The 22,770-nt window shown below is 69.0% G+C and carries 28 protein-coding genes and 1 tRNA gene; 14 read left to right on the plus strand and 15 right to left on the minus strand.

Features of this window, described 5'->3' with window-relative positions; all coding sequences use genetic code 11:
* Nucleotides 1-764: 764 nt before the first annotated feature.
* Nucleotides 765-1,217, minus strand: coding sequence for a hypothetical protein (locus KNO15_RS00005; protein ID WP_241701313.1), 453 nt, complete (start codon nucleotides 1,215-1,217; stop codon nucleotides 765-767).
* A gap of 268 nt (nucleotides 1,218-1,485) precedes the next feature.
* Between KNO15_RS00005 and KNO15_RS00010 the strand changes: the two genes are divergently transcribed.
* Entirely contained in the window at nucleotides 1,486-1,755 is a 270-nt protein-coding gene (locus tag KNO15_RS00010) for a hypothetical protein (protein ID WP_241701314.1), read from the plus strand.
* A gap of 32 nt (nucleotides 1,756-1,787) precedes the next feature.
* Here KNO15_RS00010 and KNO15_RS00015 read toward each other — a convergent pair whose 3' ends face one another.
* Both KNO15_RS00015 and KNO15_RS00020 read right to left on the minus strand, forming a co-directional pair.
* The gene (locus KNO15_RS00015) at nucleotides 1,788-2,228 is read right to left on the minus strand and encodes a MarR family winged helix-turn-helix transcriptional regulator (RefSeq protein ID WP_241701315.1); all 441 of its coding nucleotides are present in this window, start codon (nucleotides 2,226-2,228) and stop codon (nucleotides 1,788-1,790) included.
* On the minus strand, nucleotides 2,225-2,434 hold the full coding sequence (locus KNO15_RS00020) for a hypothetical protein (RefSeq protein ID WP_208041735.1): 210 nt from the start codon (nucleotides 2,432-2,434) through the stop codon (nucleotides 2,225-2,227). The genes KNO15_RS00015 and KNO15_RS00020 overlap by 4 nt, the downstream gene beginning before the upstream one ends.
* A 134-nt stretch (nucleotides 2,435-2,568) precedes the next feature.
* Here KNO15_RS00020 and KNO15_RS00025 point away from each other — a divergent pair, with 134 nt between their 5' ends.
* Nucleotides 2,569-3,393, plus strand: coding sequence for a hypothetical protein (locus KNO15_RS00025; protein WP_241701316.1), 825 nt, complete (start codon nucleotides 2,569-2,571; stop codon nucleotides 3,391-3,393).
* A 46-nt stretch (nucleotides 3,394-3,439) separates the two neighbouring features.
* Here the strand turns inward: KNO15_RS00025 and KNO15_RS00030 are convergent, their stop codons facing one another.
* Entirely contained in the window at nucleotides 3,440-4,648 is a 1,209-nt protein-coding gene (locus KNO15_RS00030; RefSeq protein WP_241701317.1) for a toxic anion resistance protein, read from the minus strand.
* A 166-nt stretch (nucleotides 4,649-4,814) separates the two neighbouring features.
* On the opposite strand from KNO15_RS00030, the gene KNO15_RS00035 reads away from it, so the two are divergent.
* Nucleotides 4,815-5,489, plus strand: coding sequence for a hypothetical protein (locus KNO15_RS00035; protein WP_241701318.1), 675 nt, complete (start codon nucleotides 4,815-4,817; stop codon nucleotides 5,487-5,489).
* On the opposite strand, the gene KNO15_RS00040 is transcribed toward KNO15_RS00035, so the two are convergent.
* The 4 genes from KNO15_RS00040 to KNO15_RS00055 all read right to left on the minus strand — a co-directional run bounded on the left by KNO15_RS00040 (nucleotide 5,449) and on the right by KNO15_RS00055 (nucleotide 9,814).
* Nucleotides 5,449-6,861 (minus strand): APC family permease, encoded by a 1,413-nt coding sequence (locus tag KNO15_RS00040; protein ID WP_241701319.1) that lies wholly within the window; start codon nucleotides 6,859-6,861, stop codon nucleotides 5,449-5,451. The genes KNO15_RS00035 and KNO15_RS00040 overlap by 41 nt on opposite strands.
* A gap of 92 nt (nucleotides 6,862-6,953) precedes the next feature.
* Nucleotides 6,954-7,835 carry a hypothetical protein gene (locus KNO15_RS00045; protein ID WP_241701320.1) on the minus strand — a complete coding sequence of 294 codons (882 nt, stop codon included), beginning with the start codon at nucleotides 7,833-7,835 and terminating at the stop codon, nucleotides 6,954-6,956.
* Nucleotides 7,836-7,940: 105 nt separating this feature from the next.
* On the minus strand, nucleotides 7,941-8,813 hold the full coding sequence (locus KNO15_RS00050; protein WP_241701321.1) for an alpha/beta fold hydrolase: 873 nt from the start codon (nucleotides 8,811-8,813) through the stop codon (nucleotides 7,941-7,943).
* A complete protein-coding gene (locus tag KNO15_RS00055; RefSeq protein WP_241701322.1) occupies nucleotides 8,801-9,814 on the minus strand; it encodes an adenosine deaminase in 1,014 nt (337 codons plus the stop codon). Before KNO15_RS00055 ends, KNO15_RS00050 begins: the two co-directional genes overlap by 13 nt.
* An 82-nt stretch (nucleotides 9,815-9,896) precedes the next feature.
* Here KNO15_RS00055 and KNO15_RS00060 point away from each other — a divergent pair, with 82 nt between their 5' ends.
* Nucleotides 9,897-10,337, plus strand: a complete 441-nt coding sequence (locus tag KNO15_RS00060; protein ID WP_241701323.1) for a ribosomal maturation YjgA family protein — start codon at nucleotides 9,897-9,899, stop codon at nucleotides 10,335-10,337.
* On the opposite strand, the gene KNO15_RS00065 is transcribed toward KNO15_RS00060, so the two are convergent.
* Genes KNO15_RS00065 through KNO15_RS00075 form a run of 3 tightly spaced genes read right to left on the minus strand, consistent with a single transcriptional unit; the run spans nucleotide 10,261 to nucleotide 13,369 of the window.
* On the minus strand, nucleotides 10,261-11,247 hold the full coding sequence (locus KNO15_RS00065; protein ID WP_241702640.1) for an NAD(P)H-quinone oxidoreductase: 987 nt from the start codon (nucleotides 11,245-11,247) through the stop codon (nucleotides 10,261-10,263). The two genes, KNO15_RS00060 and KNO15_RS00065, sit on opposite strands and share 77 nt — an antisense overlap.
* The gene (locus KNO15_RS00070) at nucleotides 11,247-12,491 is read right to left on the minus strand and encodes an ABC transporter permease (RefSeq protein WP_241701324.1); all 1,245 of its coding nucleotides are present in this window, start codon (nucleotides 12,489-12,491) and stop codon (nucleotides 11,247-11,249) included. The genes KNO15_RS00065 and KNO15_RS00070 overlap by 1 nt, the downstream gene beginning before the upstream one ends.
* Before the next feature lie 2 nt (nucleotides 12,492-12,493).
* Entirely contained in the window at nucleotides 12,494-13,369 is an 876-nt protein-coding gene (locus KNO15_RS00075; protein ID WP_241702641.1) for an ABC transporter ATP-binding protein, read from the minus strand.
* 189 nt (nucleotides 13,370-13,558) lie between these two features.
* On the opposite strand from KNO15_RS00075, the gene KNO15_RS00080 reads away from it, so the two are divergent.
* Both KNO15_RS00080 and KNO15_RS00085 read left to right on the plus strand, forming a co-directional pair.
* Nucleotides 13,559-13,942 carry an ArsR/SmtB family transcription factor gene (locus KNO15_RS00080; protein ID WP_241701325.1) on the plus strand — a complete coding sequence of 128 codons (384 nt, stop codon included), beginning with the start codon at nucleotides 13,559-13,561 and terminating at the stop codon, nucleotides 13,940-13,942.
* A 5-nt stretch (nucleotides 13,943-13,947) separates the two neighbouring features.
* Nucleotides 13,948-14,421, plus strand: a complete 474-nt coding sequence (locus tag KNO15_RS00085; RefSeq protein WP_241701326.1) for an SRPBCC family protein — start codon at nucleotides 13,948-13,950, stop codon at nucleotides 14,419-14,421.
* A 15-nt stretch (nucleotides 14,422-14,436) separates the two neighbouring features.
* Here the strand turns inward: KNO15_RS00085 and KNO15_RS00090 are convergent, their stop codons facing one another.
* Nucleotides 14,437-15,240: an inositol monophosphatase family protein gene (locus KNO15_RS00090; protein WP_241701327.1), complete on the minus strand. Its 804-nt coding sequence runs from the start codon at nucleotides 15,238-15,240 to the stop codon at nucleotides 14,437-14,439.
* Nucleotides 15,241-15,362: 122 nt separating this feature from the next.
* Here KNO15_RS00090 and KNO15_RS00095 point away from each other — a divergent pair.
* From KNO15_RS00095 to KNO15_RS00130, 8 genes are all read left to right on the plus strand, one after another.
* Nucleotides 15,363-15,435: transfer RNA gene (locus tag KNO15_RS00095), tRNA-Lys, on the plus strand.
* Nucleotides 15,436-15,682: 247 nt separating this feature from the next.
* Complete coding sequence (locus KNO15_RS00100; protein WP_241701328.1) at nucleotides 15,683-15,934, plus strand: hypothetical protein; 252 nt, start codon at nucleotides 15,683-15,685, stop codon at nucleotides 15,932-15,934.
* Between the two features lie 36 nt (nucleotides 15,935-15,970).
* Entirely contained in the window at nucleotides 15,971-16,615 is a 645-nt protein-coding gene (locus KNO15_RS00105) for a hypothetical protein (RefSeq protein WP_241701329.1), read from the plus strand.
* Nucleotides 16,616-17,045: 430 nt separating this feature from the next.
* Entirely contained in the window at nucleotides 17,046-17,639 is a 594-nt protein-coding gene (locus KNO15_RS00110; protein WP_241701330.1) for a hypothetical protein, read from the plus strand.
* Nucleotides 17,640-17,845: 206 nt separating this feature from the next.
* Nucleotides 17,846-18,868, plus strand: a complete 1,023-nt coding sequence (locus tag KNO15_RS00115) for a DUF695 domain-containing protein (RefSeq protein WP_241701331.1) — start codon at nucleotides 17,846-17,848, stop codon at nucleotides 18,866-18,868.
* A gap of 105 nt (nucleotides 18,869-18,973) precedes the next feature.
* Nucleotides 18,974-19,417 carry a WapI family immunity protein gene (locus KNO15_RS00120; RefSeq protein ID WP_241701332.1) on the plus strand — a complete coding sequence of 148 codons (444 nt, stop codon included), beginning with the start codon at nucleotides 18,974-18,976 and terminating at the stop codon, nucleotides 19,415-19,417.
* Between the two features lie 169 nt (nucleotides 19,418-19,586).
* Nucleotides 19,587-20,120 (plus strand): hypothetical protein, encoded by a 534-nt coding sequence (locus tag KNO15_RS00125; RefSeq protein WP_241701333.1) that lies wholly within the window; start codon nucleotides 19,587-19,589, stop codon nucleotides 20,118-20,120.
* Nucleotides 20,121-20,231: 111 nt separating this feature from the next.
* Nucleotides 20,232-20,444, plus strand: coding sequence for a hypothetical protein (locus tag KNO15_RS00130; protein WP_241701334.1), 213 nt, complete (start codon nucleotides 20,232-20,234; stop codon nucleotides 20,442-20,444).
* A 19-nt stretch (nucleotides 20,445-20,463) separates the two neighbouring features.
* On the opposite strand, the gene KNO15_RS00135 is transcribed toward KNO15_RS00130, so the two are convergent.
* Genes KNO15_RS00135 through KNO15_RS00145 form a run of 3 tightly spaced genes read right to left on the minus strand, consistent with a single transcriptional unit; the run spans nucleotide 20,464 to nucleotide 22,561 of the window.
* Nucleotides 20,464-21,399, minus strand: a complete 936-nt coding sequence (locus KNO15_RS00135) for a suppressor of fused domain protein (RefSeq protein ID WP_241701335.1) — start codon at nucleotides 21,397-21,399, stop codon at nucleotides 20,464-20,466.
* Nucleotides 21,399-21,773 carry an immunity protein Imm33 domain-containing protein gene (locus tag KNO15_RS22775; RefSeq protein WP_241701336.1) on the minus strand — a complete coding sequence of 125 codons (375 nt, stop codon included), beginning with the start codon at nucleotides 21,771-21,773 and terminating at the stop codon, nucleotides 21,399-21,401. The genes KNO15_RS00135 and KNO15_RS22775 overlap by 1 nt, the downstream gene beginning before the upstream one ends.
* Nucleotides 21,770-22,561, minus strand: a complete 792-nt coding sequence (locus KNO15_RS00145; protein WP_241701337.1) for a DUF4241 domain-containing protein — start codon at nucleotides 22,559-22,561, stop codon at nucleotides 21,770-21,772. The genes KNO15_RS22775 and KNO15_RS00145 overlap by 4 nt, the downstream gene beginning before the upstream one ends.
* Nucleotides 22,562-22,770 lie beyond the last annotated feature (209 nt).

Below are 22,770 nucleotides of genomic sequence, written 5' to 3' on the forward strand. Positions count from 1 at the left end.
CCGATGAAGGCTCGCTTCTTGCTCGCGTGCCCACACTTTGCCCACACTTTTCTGAAATCACATTGAATCGACGTGATCACCTAGACATGAAAAGGCGCGAAATTCTGCGGAATTTCCGCCTAATTGGGGCGCTCGACGACGTCTGGCGGGGGTTCGATTCCCCCCATCTCCACCGATGGTCGTCATCGCGCGTTGCTTGAGATCCGCGTCATCACGCGGAAGTCGGGGCGCAACGGGATCTCATTGCGCTCGATGGAGCTCATTGTGATGACGGAGCGGTTGTCGTCGCGGTGTCGGTTGCGCGCCACCTGAGCCGCACTTGCGGTAGGTGCAGCCGGCAACGAATGCTGTCCGGACGGCCCGGATTCTTTCCGGGCCGACAATCGAAATAGGGTTGACGCGTGTTCTGCCCTTACTGCGGCTCGCCATCAGTGAACAAAGACGGTGCACTCACCTGCCTTCGGACGGGCGCGGAGCTCTCGAAGCGTCTCTCCGCGCTTCTCGAAGCATGGGCCATCGCCGATCCGGTTCCCGCTCCTCCAGAGGACGAGTCGAACAGGCCATGGGGATGGTCATGGTACTGCCCTCACGATGGCACGCAGATGATTGAGCAGGTGCCCCAGCAGTACTCTTGTGCCGAGTGCGGACGGACGTTGCCAGTTGGAGTGGTCTATCAGCTCGTCGAACAGAATTGGCACCCGAAGACGACTGCGTAGATCCCGACTCTCGGCGTCATCGCGTGGTCGAGTTGACCCGATCGCACGTCAACGCAAACGGGTCTGACGGTAGTGGATTCGTTCGGTTTTCACCGCTGCGAGGTATCGACTCGATACGGGCAGCCACAGCAGCACGATTCCGGCTGCCAGCACCGCGGTCGTTGCATCGCTCGTCAGGGTGTCCCACCCGCCGACGCGCAGTTTGCCTGTCGCCACATCCCCCAGCGTCGACAGCAGCCCGATGGCCACCAGGATCGACAGGACAATCCGCGCCCACGCAAAACCTCGCAGTGTCGTCACCGCGAGTAGGACTTGCACGGCTGCGCCGCCCAGGGCGATCGCGATCCCGAAGACGACCGTGAGGACCACGAGCCCTGGTGTCACCTCGATCCGGTGGCCGTTGTGGACGAACCAGTGAACCCGACTCGACACGTACGTGCCCCAGTCGGTCGTCGCCATCCTGATCGCCACGAACACAACGGTGACAGCGCCGTCGGCCACCGTCGCCCAGAATGCGGCGCGGACGGTCCACGGGGCGGGTCGCGAGGGCCGGAACCGGCCGGGCGTGGGCGTCTGTGGTGCAACCAGGGAGCGGGCCAGCGGGCGAGGCGGGACGTAGTGGGGCACGCTCGAAGGCTAGCGCACCCGCGATAATGCTCACAGGGACGCCAGCACTGGTGCGCCCATGGTGTGGATCGGTATCCGGGGATCGGTCGATCGGCCGACATCCCCATTTCGCGTGCCTGTGCCCGGCGGTACGCTGGAGCCCATGCGGGGGTGGAGCATGGCCTGGAAGGTGCTTCTCGGGGCGGCGGTTGTGCTGGTGGTGGTCGGTGCGGCCGTGTTCGTGCTCGCGCCGGTCTCCTTCGGCTACACGGGCTGGTACGCCTACTCCCCGCTGTCGTCGTCGTTCGCGTTCGACGGGATGTATCCGCTGACGCCGGGGCGGGTGACAGGTGCTGCGCTCGTCGTCGTCGGCCTTCTGATCGCTGCGGGCATCGCCGGCTGGCTGCTCGGCCGGCGATCCGCCCGTGTGTGAGGCGGCGCGCTCTCGGGCGCCGATCCCCGCCCCTACTGGTCGCGGGTCGCGCTGATCAGGGCGCTCATGGTGCGGTGCAGGTCGCGCAGATCGTCGGGCGTCATCCCGAGGCGCTGCATCATCGTGCCGGGGATCGTCTCGGCGTACGAGCGCAGTTCCCGGCCGGTGTCGGTCAGTGTGATCTCGACCACGCGCTCGTCGGTGTCGGAGCGGCGGCGCGCGACGTAGCCGAGCGCCTCCAGTCGTTTGACGAGGGGAGAGACGGTCGCCGGTTCCAGGGCGAGGAGGTCGGCGAGCTGCCGCACGGAGAGCGGCTCGTTCTCCCAGAGGGCGAGCATCACCAGGTACTGCGGGTGGGTCAGGCCGACCGGCTCGAGCACGGGCCGGTAGGCCGCGATGACCGAGCGCGCCGCCACGGACAGCGCGAAGCAGACCTGGCTCTCCAGGGCCAGCGGGTTGGCGGTGTCGGTCACGGGCAGTGGATGCGGGTCGACGTGCGGGAGTCGGCGAAACGCTCGATGACGTGCTGGTCGAGCGGCTTGCCGCACATCGGGCACGCGGCGTCGGCGCGGCGGATGTCCGGCCCCTCCGGGTGTCCGGCGCCGAGCTGCGCGGGGCCGGTGAAGGTGCGGACGACGTCGTTGGCACGTTCGTAGAAGCGCCAGAACCGGCCAGCCATGGGGTTCCTCCCGAGTGGATCACGAATTGATTAGTGCACGAACCATTATTGCACTAATCACCGCGCGCGGGAGAGTCGAGCCTTGCGATCGGACATGGCTGGCGCCCGGTCGGAGCGTCTAGCATGTGGGCATCATGACGGAACCGGCGGAGGCGGCAGAAGACCCCCAGGCCTTTCTGCTGGGTCTGGTCGAGCGCGTGCGGCAGGCGCTGTCGCCGGTGCTCGTCGCCCGGGTGCTCGTGGTCGAGCGCAGGCGAACACTGAGCGATCGCGTGTCCGGGCGACCGGGGGCGATCACGCGGATCAGCCTCCTCGGCCGGCAGGAGACGCTCACACTCGGCTACGAGCCGGGGCCGCGCTGGGCGGGCGAGGCTGCGCTCGTCTATCGCGGCGCCACCGTCGCCAGCCGGCCGCTGGGGCTCGGCGACTGGCTCACCGCCTTCGTCGAGCGCGTCGCCGCGCTGGAGGCCGAGGCGGCGGGAGAAGCCGCCAGCTCCTCGCTGGCCCTGCAGACGCTCGGTCTGGAGCCTCCCGGCTCGGAGCTGCAGGTGCGGCCGGCGAAGATCGACAGCGACCTGCGCACGTTGCCTGCCCGGCTCGGCAGACGGGTGCCCACCGAGGCGATCGCCCGGGTCGTCCGCATCGGGGAGCTGCTGATCGACGCGCTCGACCGGGTCGCCGGGCAGGGCGAGGCGGAGGTCCTGGTGCGCCGCACCGCGACCGTCTACCTCCCCGACACGCTGCGCGCCTACCTGGTCCTGCCGCCCGACTGGGCGGAGCACCACGTGCTCCCGGACGGCACGACGCCCGCGCAGACGCTGCTGGCCCAGCTGGGGGAGCTCGAGGCCGCAGCGCAGGGGATGCGCGACGCGGCGGCCGAGCACGACGCGTCGGCGCTGCTGGTCAACGGGCGCTTCCTCTCGCAGCGGTTCGGCCTGTCGCGACTCGACCTGCCCTGAGCTGCGGGTCGTCCCGGCCGCGTGGCGGGCACCCGGAGCCCGGCGATCAGCTCGTGCTGTTGTGCGACCGGTCCAGGTAGCGCCGCGACCGCTCGACCTGCTGTTCCAGCGCGTCGACGGTCTTGGCCATGCTCTCGACCGCCTTCACACGGTACCCGTCGATGGCGTCCATCGTCGCGAACACGTTGTCGAAGGCGTGCTGGAGCGTCTCGAGGCTGACGCCGGTGGAGACGGCCTCCTCATGCACCCGGGCGGTCTGCTGCCGCAGGAGCTCGCCGGTGCGGTCGATCATGGCGTTGGTCGCGTCGTTCAGCGCGCTGATCTGGTCGAGCACGAGTTCCTGGTTGCCGAGCGCCTGGGCGACGATGATCGCGGTGCGCAGGGCGGCGACCGTCGTGGTGCGGGCGCGCTCGACGCCCTTGATCAGCTCCACGTTGTTCTTGCGGATGGCGTCGAGTGCGAGATAGCCCTGCACCGAGACGGCGATCTGCGTCGTGAGATCCTGTCGTCGCTGACGGATGGGGAACAACGCGTCCGCCACGAGCGAGTCGGCCCGCCGGGGGTCGGTCGTGCGCAGCTTCGCGACCTGCGCCTCGATGGACTCGTCGAGCGCCTTGGCGAGCGCGGCGTACTCGCCGAGCTTGCCCATCGTCGCCCACAGGTTGGTTCGTTCGAGATCGATCGCGGCGTTGTCCTTGAGGAGGGCGTCCTGGCCGGAGATGAGTGCGGTGATGATCGCGTCGAGCTGCTTCTGGGCGGGCTGGTAGCGCTCGAAGTACCGCATGAGGGACTTGCCGCCGGGGAGGCGCCCGAGGAACCCCTTCGGCCCGGCCAGGTTCGCGTGACCGGGGTCCAGGTCTGTGATGGTCGTGCGCAGCTGTTGCAGCGTCTGCGCCACCTGCGTCTGCGGATCCGACGGGCCGCCGCGACCCCGGGCGGCGGCGAGCGACGACTCCGGCCGTTGCAGCATCCGGTTGGACACCTCCGACGACGAGCGGATCTCCTGCACGCCCATGCGCGTGATCTCGTCGACCTTGCGTGTGAACTCGGGGCTGCCCGGCTCGACTGCGGAGAGCCCGGCGACGAATTCGTCCGCCTTGGCCTGCAGTTCCGCGCGCTTGTCGGCCGGCACCGCGACCATCCCGACGGCCTGGTCGCCCCGCACCTCAGGCACGGCGGCGGGAGGCGTGAGCGAAACGCCTTCCGCCGGCCCCTCCGGCGGGGTCAACGGCTGGTTGAGGTCGAGCTCGGACATCGGCGACTCCTCCCGGTGCGTGGACGCATCTTCCCCCCTGCACCTGAGTCCAACACTAGAACGAACGGGGGTGCTGCGCGGAGAGGGATCGATATCCGCCGTCCGCATGGGCGGGATCCATCGCGAGGCGGATGGTCGATCCCCGTCCCCGGGGCAGGCTGGGAGGATGCGACTCCGTTCCCTTCTGGCGTGGCTTCCCAGTGGTCTCGTCGTCGCGGCGGCGACCGTCGGCATCGCCGTGATGAGGCTTGATTCGACCAGCGGTGAGGGGACGTTCCTGGTCGGCGAGTCGAGCGGAACGCAGCTGGGGCTGACGCTTCTCCTGGTCGCGGTGCCCCTCGCGGTCGTCGCTCTGGGCCAGCTGTGCGTGATGGCGGGCAGGCTCCGGAGCAACTGGGCGCCCTTCGTGGTGCGCCTGCTCGCCGCGGCGGTCATCGTCGCACTGATGCCGGCCGGGGCATTACTCCTGTTGGCTGCCGGCCTCGCTGCGACCACGAGCTATTCGCACCTGGAGGTGCCGGGCCGCGACATCGTTGCGAGGGAGAACACCTGGCGGCACCCGGAGATCGACTTCCTCGAGCGGCGGGGCTTGCTCTACGTGAGCCTGCCGGCGTGCGCTCTCCCCGTCGGCACGTACAACGCCTTCGCCCACGGCGAGTACGACGTGACGACGGTCGCCGGCCGGACCATCCTCCGATACGCCAGTACTCCGGGCGGCGAGAGGATCGTCCCACTCGACCTGTCGATCGGGTGGGACGACTTAGCGCGCGTGTGCGGAGTCGAGCCGGACGGCCAGGCTCCTACCGGCTCTCCTCGCGCTCCGGCTGCACCGCCTTCGTGAATCCCGTCACCGGCTGGTTCTCGTCGAACGCCGCTGCCTTGCGACGGAAGCCGCGGGTCAGTACCAGCAGGTAGACGAGGCCGATGGTGGTCCAGATCAGGCCGCCGATCAGGGCGTCGGCGTGCAGGTTCGCCCACAGGATCCCGGTGAGGATCATGCCGATCGTGGGGAGGACGATGAAGCTGAAGATCTCGCCCGCGGTCTTGCGGCGGCCCTGGCGGATCGCGAACCACGCGATGACCGAGATGTTCACGAAGGTGAACGCGATCAGGGCGCCGAAGTTGATGAACGCCGAGATCAGCTCCAGGGAGAACGACATCGCGAGCAGACAGATCGCGCCGACCAGGATGATGTTCAGTGTCGGCGTGTGCGTCTTCGGGTTGATGTAGCCGAAGAAACGGCGGGGGAGGACGTTGTTGCGGCCCATCACCAGCAGCATCCGCGAGACGGAGGCGTGCGACGCGAGACCGGAGGCGAGCGTCGCGGCGAAACCGGCGGAGACGAAGATCGCCTGGAAGACCGGGCCGCCGACGATCAGGCCGATCTGAGGCAGCGGGTCGTCGGTGAACTCGCCGAACGGGGCGTTGGTCGGGAAGCGCAGCTGGGTGAAGAAGCCGGCGATGAGGAAGATCGCGCCTCCGATGATGACGGTCAGCAGGATCGCCCGCGGCATGATCTTCGGGGTCTTCGCCTCCTCGGCGTACATGGTGACCGCGTCGAAACCGATGAACGAGAAGCAGACCACCGTGGCGCCGGTGAGGACGGCGGAGAGAGTGACGCCGTCGTGGAAGAACGGCTTCATGGAGGCGACGGTGCCATCGCCGGCGCCATTGGCGAGCTGTGCGATCACCATGACCACGAAGACCGCCATCACGATGATCGCGAACACAAGCAGGATCATGTTGACGCTGGACGTGCCACGCATCGTGAAGTAGATGAGGGCGGTGACGGCCACGCAGTAGATGACCACCCAGATCCAGCCGGGCACGTCGGGGAACACCTGCTCCAGGTAGAGCCGGATGATCAGGCAGTTCACCATCGGCAGCAGCACGTAGTCGATGAGGGAGGTCCAGCCGACCATGAAGCCGACGTTCGGGTGGATGGACTCGCGCACGTACGTGTAGGCGGAGCCGGCGCTCGGGATCGCGCCTGCCATCTTGCCGTAGCTGACGGCGGTGAACATCATCACGATGAGCGCCACCAGGTACGCGGCGGGGACGGCGCCGTTCGTCTCGTCGGAGACGATCCCGAACGTGTCGAAGACGACGGTGGGTGTCATGTAGCCGAGGCCGAGGCCGACGATGGCCCAGAGCCCGAGATTGCGGCGCAGGGTGCCCGAGCGTGCGGGTGCGGCGGCGGTCGACGTCGTCATGTTCTCTCCTTCGGGAACAGAAAACCGTCGGCCGTGCAGGCCGACGCGTTCGACGACACTAGCAGTCGGAGCGCCTTTTTCTGAAAACTCTCTCAGGAGCGGCGGCGGGGCCTCGCGTCGCGGGCCACAGCGAGCGTGGGTGCGAAACGAAGCACGCACCCGATTGCCGCCAGGAGGACGGCCAGCCACACGAGCGGCGCCACCGGCAGCCCTGTCGCCGCCAGCTGCGGACCTGGATCCGCCGGCGGCGCGGGGGCTGCGGCGGCCGGTGCGGGGGGATCGGCAGGCGGGGCCGCCGCGAGGACGGTGTAGCTGACGCTGGCGGCGGTCGCGGCGAGCCAGTCGCTGTCTCCCGCTTGAGCGGCGTCGACGGTACAGGTGCCCGCGGTGAGGAACGACAGCGTCGAGCCGGAGACAGAGCAGACCGTCGAACCGGCGGGAGCGACGGAGTAGGTCACGGGGAGGCCGGAGGTCGCGACGGCGGGGAGCGCCACGGTCTGTCCCGCGCGGGTCGTGGCGGCCGGTGCGGGCAGAGCGATGCTCTGGCTTCCTTGCGCAAGCGAGAACTGGAGCAGTTTCGACTCGGTGCCCGCACCGCAGCCGACGTCGAGTCCGGCCACGGTGAAGGTCAGCTGGTGCGTCCCCGCGTGGGTCGGCGTTCCGGTGATCGTGATGTCGAGGCCGGTGAGCCCGGCGGTCGTCCGCTGCTGACTGGTGACCGTCAGTCCGAGCGTGGCCGGGTCGGGTGACACCGAGTCGAGCGTGAGCGCGGAGCTGAGGCCGCTGTCGTAGCTGAGCACATTCGAGGCGAGCGGAGAGCCGACCGTCCCTGCGACGGCGAATCCGGTCGCCGATGCCCACGTCGAGCCCCATCCTGGGCAGGCGAGCGCGGGTGCGCCGGCGACGGCGGCGGGCAGCGCCGCGCCGCCGACGATACCGGCCAGAACGACCGCGAGGACACGCGCACGACTCATCTCGAACTCCAGACGGGGACAGGGTCGACCCCATTCTGTCGGCCCACCGCCGTCGGCACCGGGCCGTGTCGCCCCCAGTTCGGGGGCGGTTCCGGCGATTGCGCTTCAGGCGGGAGTCGTATCGGGGGCGGGGGTCGTCGCCACCACCCAGTCCATCGCCACCCCCAGCGCCGTCAGCACCGACACGTGCCCCTCTCGCGGCCGCAGCCAGAGTTCGCCGCGGCGCAGGCGCTCGAGCATCCAGCCGGCGTGTGTCGCCGGGATCACGCGATCGCGGCCACCCTGCACGAGGAGGGTCGGCGCGGTCACCGCGCCGAGCTCGACCCCCCACGGTGACACGAAGGCCAGGTCGTCGTCGACCTCGCCGGCCGGCCCCGAGGCTGCACCGGCTCCGGCGTCGGCTCCGAGCGCCGACCAGGCGCCCTTCAACGTCTCGTAGTCGCGGGCCGTGAACGACTCCGGCTCGAACTCGGCCGTCTCGGCGTGCGCGAGCCGCGCCGGCCGGCCGTCGAGGGCGGCGCGCAGCCCTCCCGGGTCGGCCATCCCGGCGAACCAGTCGACATCTCCCCAGTAGGGTGCGATTCCGGCGAACGTGACGACGGCCGTGGCCCGCTTCGGCGCGAGCGCCGCGCAGGCGAGCGCGTGCGGGCCACCGCCGGAGGCGCCCATCGTCGCGAAGCGATCGATGCCCAGCGCGTCGAGCACCGCGATCACATCGGCGGCCGCGGCGGCGACACTGCGGCCGGGGAGCGCGTCGGAGCCGGGGTAGCCGGGACGCGTGCACGAGACCACGCGCAGGCCCCTGGCGGCGGCCTCCGAGGCCACCGGCTCGATGACGGCGCCGGTCTGCGGGGTCCCGTGGTGCCAGACCAGCACGGGAGCGTCGTCGCTCCCTCCGGTGTCGAAGTAGCGCACCCGGCGACCGTCGGGGCGGGCGACCGCACCCGACGGTGCCGTCGCGTCGCTCAGCCCCGCCACGCGTCCACCTCGCGCTGCAACGCCGCCTTGCGCGCGTCGGACGCGAAGGAGCCGTCGATCGAGGTGCGGGCGAATCGCTCCGCCGTCGCCGCGTCGACGCCGAGCGCATCCCGCACGGCGAGGTAGTTGTGGCCGACGTAGCCGCCGAAGTAGGCGGGGTCGTCGGAGTTGATGGTGACCCGCACTCCGGCGGCGTCGAGCGCCAGCAGCGGATGGTCGGCGAGGTCGGGCACGGTGCGCAGGCGCACGTTCGAGAGGGGGCACACCGTGAGCGGGACGCCCTCGGCGGCGAGTCGCGCGAGCAGCTGCGGATCCTCCGCCGCCCGGATGCCGTGGTCGACCCGCTCGACGCCCAGCAGATCGAGCGCCTGCCGGATGTACGCGGGCGGCCCCTCCTCGCCGGCGTGCGCGACCGTGTGCAGCCCGGCGTCCTTCGCACGGGCGAAGACACCCGCGAACAGCTCGGGCGGATAGCCGACCTCGGCGGAGTCCAGCCCGACGCCGAGCAACCGCTCCGGCCGGGTGAGCGCGGCGCTGAGCACCGCATCGGCCGACTCCACCGGCTGGTCGCGCAGGAAGCACAGGATGATCCCGCTGGAGATGTCGAGATCGCGCTCCGCCTCGGCCAGCGCACCGCTGATGCCGTCGACGACGGCCTCCAGCGCGACTCCGCGGCTCACGTGCGCCTGCGGATCGAAGAACAGCTCCACGTGGCGGAGGCCCTGCTCGGCGGCGGTGCGGAGGTATCGCCGGGTGAGCTCGGCGAAGTCGTCCTCCGTGCGCAGCACCGCCATCGTGGCGTAATACAGGTCGAGGAACGACTGCAGGTCGGAGAACTCGTACCGCGCGGCGAGCTCCTCCACCGACGCGTAGGGGAGGGCCACCCCGTTGCGGTCCGCGAGCTCGAACGCGAGCTCGGGCTCCAGCGTGCCTTCGATGTGGAGGTGGAGTTCGGCCTTCGGCAGGCTGAGCAGGGCTTCGTCGGACGGCAGCGAGGTCATGTGCTCGATCCTCCCACCGATGGAGGCGCGATCCGACATCCGGAGGACGAGGTGACCCGTGCAGCGCCGCTAGCGTCGGAGGATGACCTCCCTCGTCCGTCGCCGCGTCGCACTGCTCGTCGTGGCGGTGCTGGTCGTCGTGACCGGCCTCACCGTGCACCGGCTGGCCGACGGTTGGATCGGCGGGTTCACGGGGGATGCGCTCTATGCGGTGCTGATGGTCATGCTGGTCGCCATCGTGGTGCCGCGCGCGCCGAGCGTAGTGGTGGGCGGTGTCGCGTTGGCGGTGTGCGTCGGGGTGGAGCTGTTGCAGCTCACCGGCGTTCCCGCACTTCTGTCGGCGGCCGTCCCCGGTGTCGAGCTGGTGCTGGGGACGACCTTCCAGGCGACCGATCTGCTCGCCTACGCCCTGGGTGCGCTGGGTGCGACGTTCGTCGACCTCCTCGTCAGGAGACGCGCAGCAGGATCTTCCCGAGGTGAGCGGACGACTCCATCCGCCGGTGCGCCTGAGCCGCGTCCGTGAACGGGAACACCGAGTCGATGACGGGGCGCACGGCTCCGGCCTCCAGCAGCGGCCAGACGTTCTCGCGCACCGACGAGATGACAGCGACCCGCTCGGCCAGCGGGCGTGCGCGCAGGGTCGTGCCCTGGATGCGCGCGCGCTTGCGCATCAGCAGCCCCATGTCGACGGCGGCCGGTGCGTGGTCGCGGACCGCGATCGACATGATCCGGCCTCCGGTCGCGAGCGCTCGCAGATCCCGGGCGATGTAGTCGCCTCCCACGATGTCGAGTACGACGTCGGCGCCGCGGCCGTCGGTGAACGCGAGGACCGCGGCGACGAAGTCGTCTGTGCGGTAGTCGACGGCCGCCTCGGCGCCGAGCGAGCGGCAGAACGCCGCCTTCTCCGCGCTGCCCGCCGTCGCGATCGCGTGCGATCCGAGCGCACGGGCCAGCTGGATCGCCATCGAGCCGATCCCGCTCGACCCGCCGTGGACGAGAAGGGTCTCTCCCGGAGCCAGGGCGCCGAGGTCGAACACGTTCGACCAGACCGTGGCCGCGACTTCGGGGAGGCCGGCGGCCTCCACCGGGTCGACACCCTCCGGGACCGGAAGGACCAGCCCGGCGTCGACCGTGACGAACTCGGCGTAGCCTCCACCCGGCAACAGGGCGCAGACGGTGTCGCCCTCGCGCCACCGGCCCGGCTCGACATCGTCGCCGATCGCGTCGATGATGCCGGAGACCTCGAGTCCCGGCCATTCGGGCGCGCCGGGCGGCGACGGGTAATGGCCGCGACGCTGGCTCAGATCGGCGCCGTTGAGCCCGGCGGCGATCACTCGGATGCGCACCTCGCCCGGCGCCGGCAGCGGGTCGGCGACCTCGGCCAGCGTGAGGACCTCCGCCTCGCCGGGCTGCTGGACGACGACGGCGCGCATCACCGGACCGCCGTGCGTCCCGGTCCGGTGCGGCGGCCGAGCACGTCCCGGATCCTGACCTTGCTGGAGTACTCGATCGAGCCGTAGCGGAACAGCCGCACCGCCAGCCGCAGCACCACGAACGACAGGGCGAACAGCTCGACGATGATCACGATCGCCTGCCAGAGCGGCAGCGATCCGAAGGCGTTGAGGATGAGCGCCGTGATCGGGGCCGTGTACGGGAAGTACGCCAGGATCTGGACGATCGGGGCGCCGGGCGTGCTGACGGCGTAGCTCGACGCGTAGAGCGGGATGACCACGGCGAAGACGACGACGGAGAAGAACGGCGCGGCGTCCTTCGCCGTCGGCATCACCGCGCCCACGGCAACCAGGGTGCCGGTGAAGAGGGCGAATCCGCCGAGTGTGATCAGCGCCCCGATGATCATCTTCTGCGGGTCGAAGACGAGGCTGCTGAGGTCGAGGCTCGGGATGGCGAGCTGGTCGCGGAAGAACAGGTAGCCGACCACGACGGGCAGTGCGAACACCGCGATCTGGATGAGCCCGACCGCGAACAGCGAGACCACTTTGCCGACCAGGAGGTTGGTCGGGTTGATCGTCGTCAGGATCATCTCCGTGACGCGGTTCTCCTTCTCCTCCAGCGTGGAGTTCAGCATCTGGTTGCCGAGGAAGACGATGACGACGAAGAACGCGGCCAAGAAGATCAGGGCCGGCAGGATCGCCTCGAATCCGGGGGCGACGGCCCCGTTCTTGAACGTGGTCGTCGTCGTGTTGGTCTCACCTCGGAGGATGGCGACGTCTACCGGGCTGGACAGCTTCTGTTCGACGCTCGCCGACAGCAGCGACTGCGCGACGGCCGAGTACTTGCTGTTCTGGAACACGCCGGCGTCTGCGCCGTAGACCTTGATCGCCTGCTTCGAGGGATCGGCCGGGTAGTCGAAGAAGGCGGGGGTGCCGCCGATCTGCACCTCTTCGACGCCCTCGGAGCTGCTCACGATCTGCTTGCCCCCGTAGCTGTGCGCGATCGCCGGGTCGACCAGGCCCGACGCGTCGACGTAGAGGAAGTCGAAGCGTGCGTTCTTCTGCTGGTCCGCGGTGTTGGCGCTGGTGACGTTGGCCGAGATGAGGAGTGCGCCCAGCCCGAAGACGAGGATGGGGAGGATGAGCGTCACCGCCCAGAAACTGCGCTTCTTGATCGTTCGCGTGAACTCGAACGCGATGACGGTGGAGAGGTTGTGGCGGGCCATGGTCAGTCCTCCTCGCGGCTGGAGGCGCCGTAGACCTCGACGAAGATGTCGTCGAGCGATTTGCGGGTGGGGGCGAAGCGGGTGATGTGGAGGCCGGCCTCCACGAGCGAGCGCAGGATCGCGGCGGTGTCGGCGTCGTTCGCGACCTCCAGCTCGGCGTGGCCGCCCTGGTCCTTCGCGATGCGGTAGTCGGGGGAAGCCGGGACAGCGCCGTCATGGTCGACGTGCACGACGGTGCCGCCGAACTGCTCCTGCACCTCCGAGACCGTGCCGTAGGCGCGCGAGACGCCGTCTTTGAGGAGGATGACGCGGTCGCAGAGCCGCTCGACTTCCTCCATCTGATGGGTCACCATCATGACGGTGGAGCCCGCGCGCTTCTGGTCGTCGATGATGTCCATCAGCAGGCGGCGGTTCACGGGGTCGAAGCCTTTGGTCGGCTCGTCGAGGATCAGCAGTTCCGGCTGGTTCATGATCGTGACGCCGAGCTGCACCTTCTGCTGCTGGCCGCCGGAGAGCTTGTCGAGCCGGATCTTCTCCTTCTCGCCGATGCCGACGCGTTCCAGATAGTCCCGCGACCAGCGGCGGGCCTGCTCGGCCCCGAGCCCCTTGAGCCGGCCGAAGTAGACCATGACGTCGATGACGGACTCCTTCTTGTAGAGGCCGCGCTCCTCCGGGAGGTAGCCGAGACGTTCCCCGGTCTCCGGCGAGAACTCCTTGCCGTCGATGTGCAGGACGCCCGCGGTCGGCTGGTAGATGCCGAGGAGGGCGCGGATGGTCGTGGTCTTGCCGGAGCCGTTGCTGCCGAGGAAGCCGAACGTCTCACCGCGGGCGATGTCGAAGGAGAGGTCGCGGATTACGGTCGTGCGGCCGAAGTCCATCCTGAAGCCGGCGATGTGGACGAGGGGCTCGGCGTCGGCGCCGGGCGCGGTCGTGGCGGGGGCGGTCGTGGCGGGCGCGTCTGGTGGAGTGCTCACGCAGTCGAGCCTAGGGGAGCGGCGGCGCTTGCGTCCGGGCGACGGGCGGCGTACCGTTATCAATAGAAGTGTTGATAAAAGGAATTGTTGGATATGACGTGGAGTGAATCGAATCCCGCAGCGCAGGAGCGACTCGATCGAGCGTTCCAGGCGCTCTCGGACCCGGTGCGCCGAGCGATCATCGCGCGGCTCAGCACCGGGCCGGCGACCGTGAACGAGCTCGCCGAGCCGTTCGCGATCACGACCCAGGCGGTGTCTCGCCACATCCGCGTGCTGGAGGAGGCCGGGCTCGTCACGCGCAGCCGCGACGCACAGCGCCGGCCGGTGCACCTGCGCGCCGGCGCTCTCGAAGAGCTCACGTCCTGGATCGATCGCTACCGGTTGATCCACGAGCAACGATTCCGCACGCTCGACACCGTGCTCGGCGACCTCGCGCACGCCGACACGTCCACCCACCAGAACGCGAAGAAGGAATGAGAGCAATGACCAACGACGTCACCATCACCGCCCCGGAGGGCCTGCCCTTCATCGACATCGAACGCGAGTTCGACTACCCCGTCGAACTGGTGTTCCGCGCGCACAAGGAGCCGGATCTGTTCAAGCGCTGGCTCGGGCCGCGGGGCTACGAGATGGACCTGGAGCAGTTCGACTTCACGACAGGCGGCCGCTACCGCTACGTCCACACCGTTGGCGGCGAGTCCTACGCGTTCAACGGGGTCTTCCACGTCGTGCGCGACAACGAGTTCGCCATCCAGACCTTCGAGTTCGAAGGGTACCCGGATGTCGTGAGCGTGGAGTCGATCCGCTTCGAACCGCTCGAGGGCGGACGCAGCCGGCTGCACGTCCACGCGGTCTACCCGAGCCTGGAGGCCCGGGACGGCATGGTCGCGTCGGGTCAGGCGAAGGGGGTCACCGAGGGCTACGAGCAGCTGGACGAGGTGCTCGCGAGCATCTGAGGCGCGGCGCTCCGCCTACGCGAGCGCGTCGAGCAGGGCCGGGTGCAGCAGTCCGTTGGAGGCCAGCGACGACCCGTTGGCCGGGCCGGGCTCTCCGGTCGCCGAGGTGAACGTGCCTCCGGCCTCCTCGACGATCGGGATGAGCGCGGCCAGGTCATAGGTCTTCACGTCGAACTCGCCCACGGCGTCGAGGAGGCCCTCGGCCAGCAGCATGTACGACCACATGTCGCCGTACGCGCGGTCGCGCCACACCCGGCGGGTCAGGGCGACGAGCCGGTCGAGGTAGCCGGCCTCATCCCACTGGGCGATGCTCTGGAAGCTGATCGAGGCGTGCTCGAGGTCGGCGACCGCGGAGACACGGATCGGGCGAGGCTGGGCGCCGGGGGCGTCGGTCGTCCACGCGCCGTCGCCGGTCTCCGCCCACCAGCGCTTGCCGAGAGCGGGGGAGCTGACCACTCCGATCACCGGCCTCCCGTCGATCGCCAGCGCGATGAGGGTGCCCCAGACGGGCACGCCGCGCAGGTAGTTTGACGTGCCGTCGATCGGGTCGATGATCCACTGCCGACTCGCGTCGCCCTCCGTGCCGTACTCCTCGCCGAGGATGCCGTCGCCGGGCCGATCGGCCGCGAGCGCCTCCCGGATCGCCCGCTCGACGGCGAGGTCGGCCTCTGTGACGAACGTGCGGTCGGGCTTGGTGTCGATGTGGAGGCCGCGCTCGCGGAAGTGCGCGGAGGAGATCCCGTCGGCGAGATCGGCGAGCCGGAGCGCGAGCGCCAGGTCGGAGGAGAGGGGCCGGTCGGTGTCGCGTGCGTCGGTCACGCCAGGAGCCTAGCGGCCCAGCACCCAGACACGCCCGGGCGTCTCATCCGACGCCCCTCGATTGGCGAAGCGCCCGACCCGGATGCTAATGTTGAGCCTCGGTCCGGGAAACCGAACCGAATGCGCCTCTAGCTCAATCGGCAGAGCAATTGACTCTTAATCAATGGGTTCAGGGTTCAAGTCCCTGGGGGCGCACCCGACACCGCAGGTGGCGAGAAGCCCCCGATCCCTTGGAAACACTGGGATCGGGGGCTTCTTCGTTTTCGCGGGTGGGTGTGCGATGAGGTCGTTTGCTCGCCTATTACCCACATCCGCTTTCGCCGCCCCGTGTCGATCGAGCATGGGAGCACGGACGACCGCGGAGGACTGACGGTGGTCCGTCGCCGCGGGACGTGCCACTGCCCTGTGCCACAATTCGACTACCCGAGCGAGGGGGAGTGGCGTGCCCAACCTGGTGCGAGCAATCGTCCCGATGGTCAGCGGCGGTGTGTTCGCGATCATCGGCGTTCTGCTGTGGCGTCATGCCGAGGGCGCGGCCGAGTCCTTTCGAAAGACGGGTTCGATGTTTTTCGGCGACAAGACGGCTGACACCGTCTACACGGCGTGGAACCTGAAGTGGGGAGCCGGCGCGGCCGTCGTGATCGGCGCGATCATGTTCGTCTCGGGTCTGATCGCCACCATCCGGCTTCTCTGAGGCGACCGTCAACCAAGCATGCGAAAAGGGGGAGTTGTGCGAGCCCGAGTCCTCACCCGGTGGGTCGCGTACTACGCGTTCGCCCTCCTCTGGCTGATCTTCCTGGCGTTCATGATGATCCAGCGGATTCGGACATCATCGCTGGGTTCCTCGACGGAGTTGACCATCGCGATAGTGGTGCTCGGCGGAGCGTTCCTCGCCGCGGCCGTTGGTTTCCCGTTGTGGGTTCTCCCGAACGTTCGATGCCGCGCCGAGCTACGTCGTCGCTTTCCCGAGGCGGTCGTACTCGTCGCGCGACGCGATGATTTCCGCCCTTTCATCGACGTGGACGCGCTCGACATCCCGTACCGGAGAATTCCGTACTTCCTCACGGTTGTTGCAGCTCGAGACTCACTCGCGGCCTGGGCCGGAGGCGATCCGGGAGAACAGCCCCGAGAGCTCGCTTCGATTCCGTGGCTCCTGTTGGCCCCATTCGAGCAGGCCGCGACAGAGGGAGCGCTTCCGCAGTTCGTCCTGCGTTCCACCGCGCAGTGGAACGGCGAAGAGCAACCGCTGCAGTTGACACTGGGATCCAACGCATTCGGCGGGCTCTTCCCGCAGACCTACGGAAGTTCCCGCGCAGCTCTCGCCGCGCTCAACGCACGCGCGGGATGGCTCGAGGATGAGTTGCCGCAGACCTGAGCCTGGGCGAACGGTGAGGCAGATCCCGGGCGATGTCCTGCGCGAGAGCACAGACTCGGAGATGCCAGGCGCGGATTCCTCGCCGGCCTCGGTCACATCATCGGCACTCCCACGGACTGTGGTCCGCGGGCGACAGCGATGAGGGCTGCGAGGACGCAGCGGTAGAGCTCGTCGGTTCGCCGGTCGTATTCCGCTCTGGCGCGAAGTCTGCGTGACCGGGTTTGGACAATCGTTCTCGCGCAGACGAAGCGCGACCAGCGCCTCGAGTTCGCCGTTCATACGGGAGATTCTGCCGGGTATGCAGTCCCGAGCGGGGCGCACCGCGAAACTTCCTGCCGCGCGCTCCGCTGATTGACTTCCGCTCTGCCAGGATCGACCTGACATGGAGAACGCCGAAACTCCCCGGGCCGAACAGAAGGCTCCCTCGACGATGCCATCCAGCGGACGTCGGCGCCTCACCGTCTCGCGTCTTGTCATGGTGTGGGGAGGGCGGGCGCTCATCCTCGTCACGGTCGCGGCAGCCGTCGCGACCTGGTTGACCCACGCATCCTGGGCGGCGGAAGGATGGGACTCGAACGGGGTTCCGAGAAGCTGGGTACCCAACGCCGCTCTCGTTCTCGTTCTCGCGACTGCGCTCTCGAGCCAGTGGCTCTGCGGGCTCACGGCGCCCCCGAGCGCCGCCTGGCGCGATGGCGATGACCTCGTGGCGGACACCGTCATCGGACGCCGACGGATCCGGCTGTCCGGCGCTCTGGTCGTACCGTTCAGGGCGCTCGGGAACGGTGGGTCCGTCCATGGGGCGATCCTCATCGGCCACGGCCTCCGCGTCCTGGTGCTGCTCTCGCCCGTGGCCACAGACAATCGATCCGCGGTCGCCCGCCTCGTCGGGCGGCGCGTGCCCGCCACCCGCGGACGCGTCGGCATCGAGTATCTGATCGGCTTCCTCTGGCTGATCGTGACGGTTGTCGGTGTTTTCGTGTTTCTCGGACTGGCCTGTTGGTGGATGGGGATGTTCCCCTCCTGACGAATCCCAATCGAAGCGAGGACGGACACGGAAGGACCTCGTCGTGCTCACCCTCAACGTAAGCACGCGGTGTGATCGAACGTCGCCGCTGAGCTGGTGCGTATGGCGGTCTCGGGTCCTTCCCTGCGTTGATCGTCCCCATGGCTTTTCGTTGTTGGGAATCACCGCGGTCCAACAAGTTCGATACGGAGGCCCGAAGTGAGAGCATGAGCCTCATGCGCTTCTTCCGTCGGCCCGCGGCTTCCGCATCCGTGCACCCTGTCACCGACTTCTGGGAGTGGTGGTCGTCTGAGGGCCGCTTTCTCGATCCGAGCACGCGCTCGTCGCTGACCGACGAGCTGGCCGCACGAGTGGCCGCGATCCATGACGGCTTGGCGTGGCACCTCAGCGCGGGAACCGACGCGGAGCACCGCTTGACCGTGTCCGGCAACGGCGTCCCCGAGCTCCGGCCCGTCGCCACGAGATGGCTTCGTGCTGCTCCGCGCGCCGACGAGACCTGGGAGTTCCGCGCGAGTCAGGAGGCCGATCCACGCGCGCTCACCAACACCATGACGATCGCCGGCCGCACGGTCGATCTGTCAGCGACCCGCTTCCGGATCGAGTCGCACCCCGACGAGCTGCGGATCAGCCTCGGGGTCTTCAACCCGGACTTCGACGACCTCCCGGCCGACGCGCCACTCCAGGTGATCTTCCTCGTTCTGGACTGGTTGCTCGGCGAGGACGACGTGGAGAGATGGATCGCCGGCGTGGAGCGCGTCGACGGTGCCGGCGATGCGACTGCGACCGCAGACGATGTCGTCGACGCTGTAGCCGCTCTGCGTCGCGAACAGGATCGCGACGAATGGACACTCGCCCGGTGGGATGAAGAATCCGGCCTGCACGGACTCGCGAGCTTTCGCCGTGCCTTGCGATGGGTCGATCATCCGACACTCGATGCTCACCACCTCCTCCACGTGAGTTACTCGGCACAGGGCAACGGTCTGCCTGCGGACACGGCGGAATTGGAACGGCTTCGGGCTTTTGAATCGGAGCTCGAGACACGCCTGACCGGCGACGCGATGCTCGTCGCACACGAGTCGCTGGCCGGTCGCCGGACCTTCCACGTGTACACGGACAGCGAGGACCAGAACGCCGGCGAGCAGCTCACCATGTGGGCTGAGTCGCACGGAGCAACGGTCGAGGCGACCCACGATCCGGCGTGGCGGGAGGTTCGCCACTTCACGGGATGAGCGGTGGGTCGTGGTGGGACCTGTCGCCGGGCCGAATCTGCCCATCCCCAGCACCTGGATTCCGGGCGTACCCATCGATGAGGATGCGCTACTCTTTCACGCACCATGAGGATGCACTCCGGCGGCTCATCGGTCGAGCTGTCGATCGAGGGCTATGAGTTTCCCGAGCGGTTGCCGAGCGGGGGCCTATTCGACCATGACGCGAACTGGCTGCTCGTTCGCGGCGCCCTCCAGGTCAGCGGCGTTCACTGGTCCTTCGTCGACCCGTGTCTGCTGACGGTGGAGGCGCAGAGCCTTCTGAACTGGCTTCATGAAGTCGCGGGAGGCGGCTCACCGGAAGCGCTGTGCTTCCTGGAACCGAACCTCGCCTTCGACCTCGACGGATCCACTGCGGAGGGCGTCGCGTTGCGCGTGAGCTTCTCCCATGAGTCCGCCGCGCCCCGAGCGCTGGAGGCTCCTCGGCACATCATCCTGAATGCCGCCCTGAGCGACGTCGCACGCGCCGCCGACGAGTGGGCGTCCGAACTCGTGGCATACCCGGTTCGATGAATGAAGGCCCCAAGCCGACCAGGACGAACTGCCGGATGGTGCCGCGATGGTGCAGTGACGGTTCGTCCACCTTCACCTCCATCATCGCCAACCACGGCCGGGCTTCGCTACGCCCTTATGGTGGCGGGGTGGCTCTGAAACGGTGTCCGAGTGAGCGGCGGAGCGCCCGATGACCGACTTGGCGCGCCCCGCCATGCACCCTGCCGCGAGCCCACCGCGTCGAACACCACTCGGATGGCCCTGGTGGGCGCTCTTTGTCCAGACATCGATCGCCGGAGTCGTCATCTTCGTGCTCTTCGTCATGGATGTCGTGCTGGTCGTCTCTCGGGTGATCCAGTCCGCCCCTTCCGCTGTGACGTCCCCGTCCGAAGCGGACGACGGAGCGCTGGGGATCTTCGTCATACCGATCATCGTCGGGATCGCCGCAGCGCTGCCGACCGTCGCCGTCGTGACCGTCGCCGTCCTGCTCGGGCTGCCCGTTCGCCTCATCGCGACCGCGAGGGTCTGGGTGGTGAAGCACCGCTGGGTGCCGTTCGCGTGCGCGTTGCTGGGGGTCGTGGTGTTCGTTGGAGCGGAGGCCTTCCGTCCGGACGCGTCGTGGCCCACGGCTGTGCCGTTCTTCGAGCCGTCATCGCTGCCGGTCGGTGTCTCGACGCTTCTCGTCGCCGTCGGGCTCAGCAACTTCTGGGTGCCGAGGAGGTGATCACCCCAGCTGACGGAGGCGCAGGAATGAGGGAGCGACGTCGTCTCGGGGGCGAATTGCGCCAGAATGGGCGCATCGCCACCTTCCCGAGGCCGAGACGAGGAGCGTGCAATGGCTCGATACCGGCGCCTTCTCGCGTTTGTCCTCGTGCCGCTCGGCGCTGGAGGTAGCATCGTCTTCTTGCTGGTCGCCCCGGCTCTCGGGATGGCGCCGGAAGTCTCGAAGACGTTGGCGATCCTGTCCGGAGCGTGTCTCGGGGGCGGCTTGCGCTTCTTCGTCGTCGACCGGCTGGAGCGGCGTGCACGGACGGGGAGACCGCAGTGAGCGCACGAACTCCGTCCGCTCAGACGAGCGATGCGCGCGCGGGGTCGCGCAGGTCGACCTCCGACGCCTCGAGGACATCCTCGAAGGCCGCTGCACCATGGCGACGGGCGTAGTCGGCCTCCGTCGCGCTGATCGGTAGGAGCCACGGGAAGAGCACCCGGCCGCCGGGAGCGTCGAGGACGAAGAACGCCCCACCGCCCTGGTAGACGGGCGTCGTCGCCAGCAGCGCCACTTTGCCGGATCCCGGGAAAAGCTCGCCGCGACGCTCCAGGATTTCGGAGCGCCCGGGCGCCCGGTGCGTGCGGACGATGTCGATCGTGACGTCGCACAGGTGTGACTGGGCGAGTTCGGACGATTCGACGGGGACGATCATCAGGAGCTCCATCCGCACGGAGCCCCCGGCGCTGCGGGCCAGCGGATGCTCGCTGAGGCCGCGGGTGGCGATGGGGTGATACCCGTCCGGACCCGGTTCGAACACCAGGAGGTCGAACTCGAGCTCGACTCCTTCGGGTCGGGTCGAGAAGGGACGGATTCCCGCCAATCGTCCGAGATGCCTGCGATAGTGGTCGTCCACAGCGGCCAGCAGCGAGCGGCGTGAGCCGGTCAGCACGGCGAGGACGACATCTCCGTCTTCGCTGAGGAAGACGGCGGCGGCCGTCGTCCCGCTGCCGAGCACGACCATGGCGACGTGCCCCTGCGGGTCGGAGGCCAGCGCCGCCAGCAGGGTGTCGACCTCGACGGCCGCGCCCGAGCCGGCTTCCAGGCGCGCGCGTCGTCGCGAATAGATCGTCGACAGCTCGGCGGAGGAGACATCGAGGGCGGCGGGGAACTGCTCTGCGGGGGAGTCCTCCACGAGTCGCCGAGCTGTCGCGGCACCCGCACCGTCGAACCCGGCGAGCGCGGCGCGGAGGCGGTCACGCGCGATCCGCCCCTGGCCATCCGATTCCGGCGGCACTACTCGTCCTCGACGAAGACGGCTCCGGCGCGCACCCAGAGCGAACCGATCGGGGCGCCCAGGTACGGCACGACAGCCGGGTCATGATTCGCGATGGTGTTGGTGCCGACGATGAGGGTGTTGTCCGGATCGTCCACGAACGCCTGATCCTCGTCCCCGGCGAAGAATTGCCAGAACCGGTCGGCGGCGTCGCCGCCGCCGCCGTCGGGAGCGCCGTGGATCATGAGGCCGACCGGCAGGCCGTCGCGCGTGATCCGGGTGGTGGCGAAGCAGGGGACGTCGGGAGTCAGATCGTCGTAGTCGGCGGGCGCGGGAAGACCGCGTACACGCTCAGGTCGCTCGTCGGCGGGGCTGCGCCGCCGTCTCCACGTCACGAGGTCCGTCCCGACCCGCCGAAGAGCCGGCGCAGCCACCCCTCCGACGTTCCCGGCGCGGCCGGTTCCGGCTCCTGTGCCACCGGGGTGGCCTCATCCGGCCCCGCCGTCTCCTCCTCCGCCGTCTCCTCCTCCGGCGCTCCGACCACGAGCAGGTCGATGTGGATGGCGGTGACCATCCCGTCCGCGGCCAGCGTCCTGAGGAGGGGGAAGAACCCGTCGCCCCAGCCGGAGCGGGAGAGCACGACGTTCTCGCCGTCGGCCGCCAGCGGGAGCGGGATGTTCGCCGTCCCGGCCGGGTACGGGCTGTCAGCATCCATCTGCGCGAACCAGCCGTCGTCGCCACCCGTGTCGAAGACGTCCGAGTACCAGTCGGAGCCGTCCCCGGGCATGCAGCGATCGATCGCGTCCGCGTCGACGAAGCCGACCGTGCCCGCATCGACGCCGACTCCCCAGGCGAGGCCGTCCTCCGGAGCGCCGCCCTCGTTCGGCGCCGGCTCGACCACCGTCGACGCGGCCTCGGAGAACACCACGGAGAGGTAGGCCTCCCGCCGGTGGGAACCGTCCTGCGCCTCCGAGACGTCGGCGACGGTCACGAAAACGGGATGGCGGCCGGGCGGGACCGGGAGCACGACGGGGTCGTACAGGTACGCGAAGGGGTCGCACGCGCCGAGCCGTCCCGACTCGACGCTGAGATCACCGAGCCCGACGACGGCGAGCTGCACCTGGCGCCCGTCGGGCAGGGGTGCGAGGCCGGTCGAGAGCGCGTGATGATCGCGGATGTCCACGCCTCATGATGATGGCGCCGGCCCCGGGCGGCTCGGCGACACGCCCGGGGGTCTTGGCGAGCGGAGGTCGACCCTTCCGTTCATCGAGCCCGTCCTGCCCGACGTGCCTGTGCCGCGGCCGGTTCACCGATGGGGGACGAGCGCTGGTTCATCGCTCTGGGCTCCACGGCCGCACGCCGGCGGTGATACGCGCGCTGTTCGGCCGTGTC

The organism is Leifsonia shinshuensis (genome assembly GCF_022606355.1).
Lineage (GTDB): Bacteria > Actinomycetota > Actinomycetes > Actinomycetales > Microbacteriaceae > Leifsonia > Leifsonia shinshuensis_B.

Bases quoted from the DNA above. Each gene is read 5' to 3' on its own strand.
- KNO15_RS00130 (WP_241701334.1), top strand. From the start codon at position 20,232: ATGGCTCGATACCGGCGCCTTCTCGCGTTTGTCCTCGTGCCGCTCGGC.
- KNO15_RS00030 (WP_241701317.1), bottom strand. From the start codon at position 4,648: ATGTCCGAGCTCGACCTCAACCAGCCGTTGACCCCGCCGGAGGGGCCG.
- KNO15_RS00010 (WP_241701314.1), top strand. From the start codon at position 1,486: ATGCGGGGGTGGAGCATGGCCTGGAAGGTGCTTCTCGGGGCGGCGGTT.
- KNO15_RS00025 (WP_241701316.1), top strand. From the start codon at position 2,569: ATGACGGAACCGGCGGAGGCGGCAGAAGACCCCCAGGCCTTTCTGCTG.
- KNO15_RS00080 (WP_241701325.1), top strand. From the start codon at position 13,559: ATGACGTGGAGTGAATCGAATCCCGCAGCGCAGGAGCGACTCGATCGA.
- KNO15_RS00040 (WP_241701319.1), bottom strand. From the start codon at position 6,861: ATGACGACGTCGACCGCCGCCGCACCCGCACGCTCGGGCACCCTGCGC.
- KNO15_RS00075 (WP_241702641.1), bottom strand. From the start codon at position 13,369: ATGGACTTCGGCCGCACGACCGTAATCCGCGACCTCTCCTTCGACATC.
- KNO15_RS00035 (WP_241701318.1), top strand. From the start codon at position 4,815: ATGCGACTCCGTTCCCTTCTGGCGTGGCTTCCCAGTGGTCTCGTCGTC.
- KNO15_RS00085 (WP_241701326.1), top strand. From the start codon at position 13,948: ATGACCAACGACGTCACCATCACCGCCCCGGAGGGCCTGCCCTTCATC.
- KNO15_RS00060 (WP_241701323.1), top strand. From the start codon at position 9,897: ATGACCTCCCTCGTCCGTCGCCGCGTCGCACTGCTCGTCGTGGCGGTG.
- KNO15_RS00070 (WP_241701324.1), bottom strand. From the start codon at position 12,491: ATGGCCCGCCACAACCTCTCCACCGTCATCGCGTTCGAGTTCACGCGA.
- KNO15_RS00055 (WP_241701322.1), bottom strand. From the start codon at position 9,814: ATGACCTCGCTGCCGTCCGACGAAGCCCTGCTCAGCCTGCCGAAGGCC.
- KNO15_RS00045 (WP_241701320.1), bottom strand. From the start codon at position 7,835: ATGAGTCGTGCGCGTGTCCTCGCGGTCGTTCTGGCCGGTATCGTCGGC.
- KNO15_RS00125 (WP_241701333.1), top strand. From the start codon at position 19,587: ATGACCGACTTGGCGCGCCCCGCCATGCACCCTGCCGCGAGCCCACCG.
- KNO15_RS00110 (WP_241701330.1), top strand. From the start codon at position 17,046: ATGCCATCCAGCGGACGTCGGCGCCTCACCGTCTCGCGTCTTGTCATG.
- KNO15_RS00120 (WP_241701332.1), top strand. From the start codon at position 18,974: ATGAGGATGCACTCCGGCGGCTCATCGGTCGAGCTGTCGATCGAGGGC.
- KNO15_RS00115 (WP_241701331.1), top strand. From the start codon at position 17,846: ATGAGCCTCATGCGCTTCTTCCGTCGGCCCGCGGCTTCCGCATCCGTG.
- KNO15_RS00020 (WP_208041735.1), bottom strand. From the start codon at position 2,434: ATGGCTGGCCGGTTCTGGCGCTTCTACGAACGTGCCAACGACGTCGTC.
- KNO15_RS00065 (WP_241702640.1), bottom strand. From the start codon at position 11,247: ATGCGCGCCGTCGTCGTCCAGCAGCCCGGCGAGGCGGAGGTCCTCACG.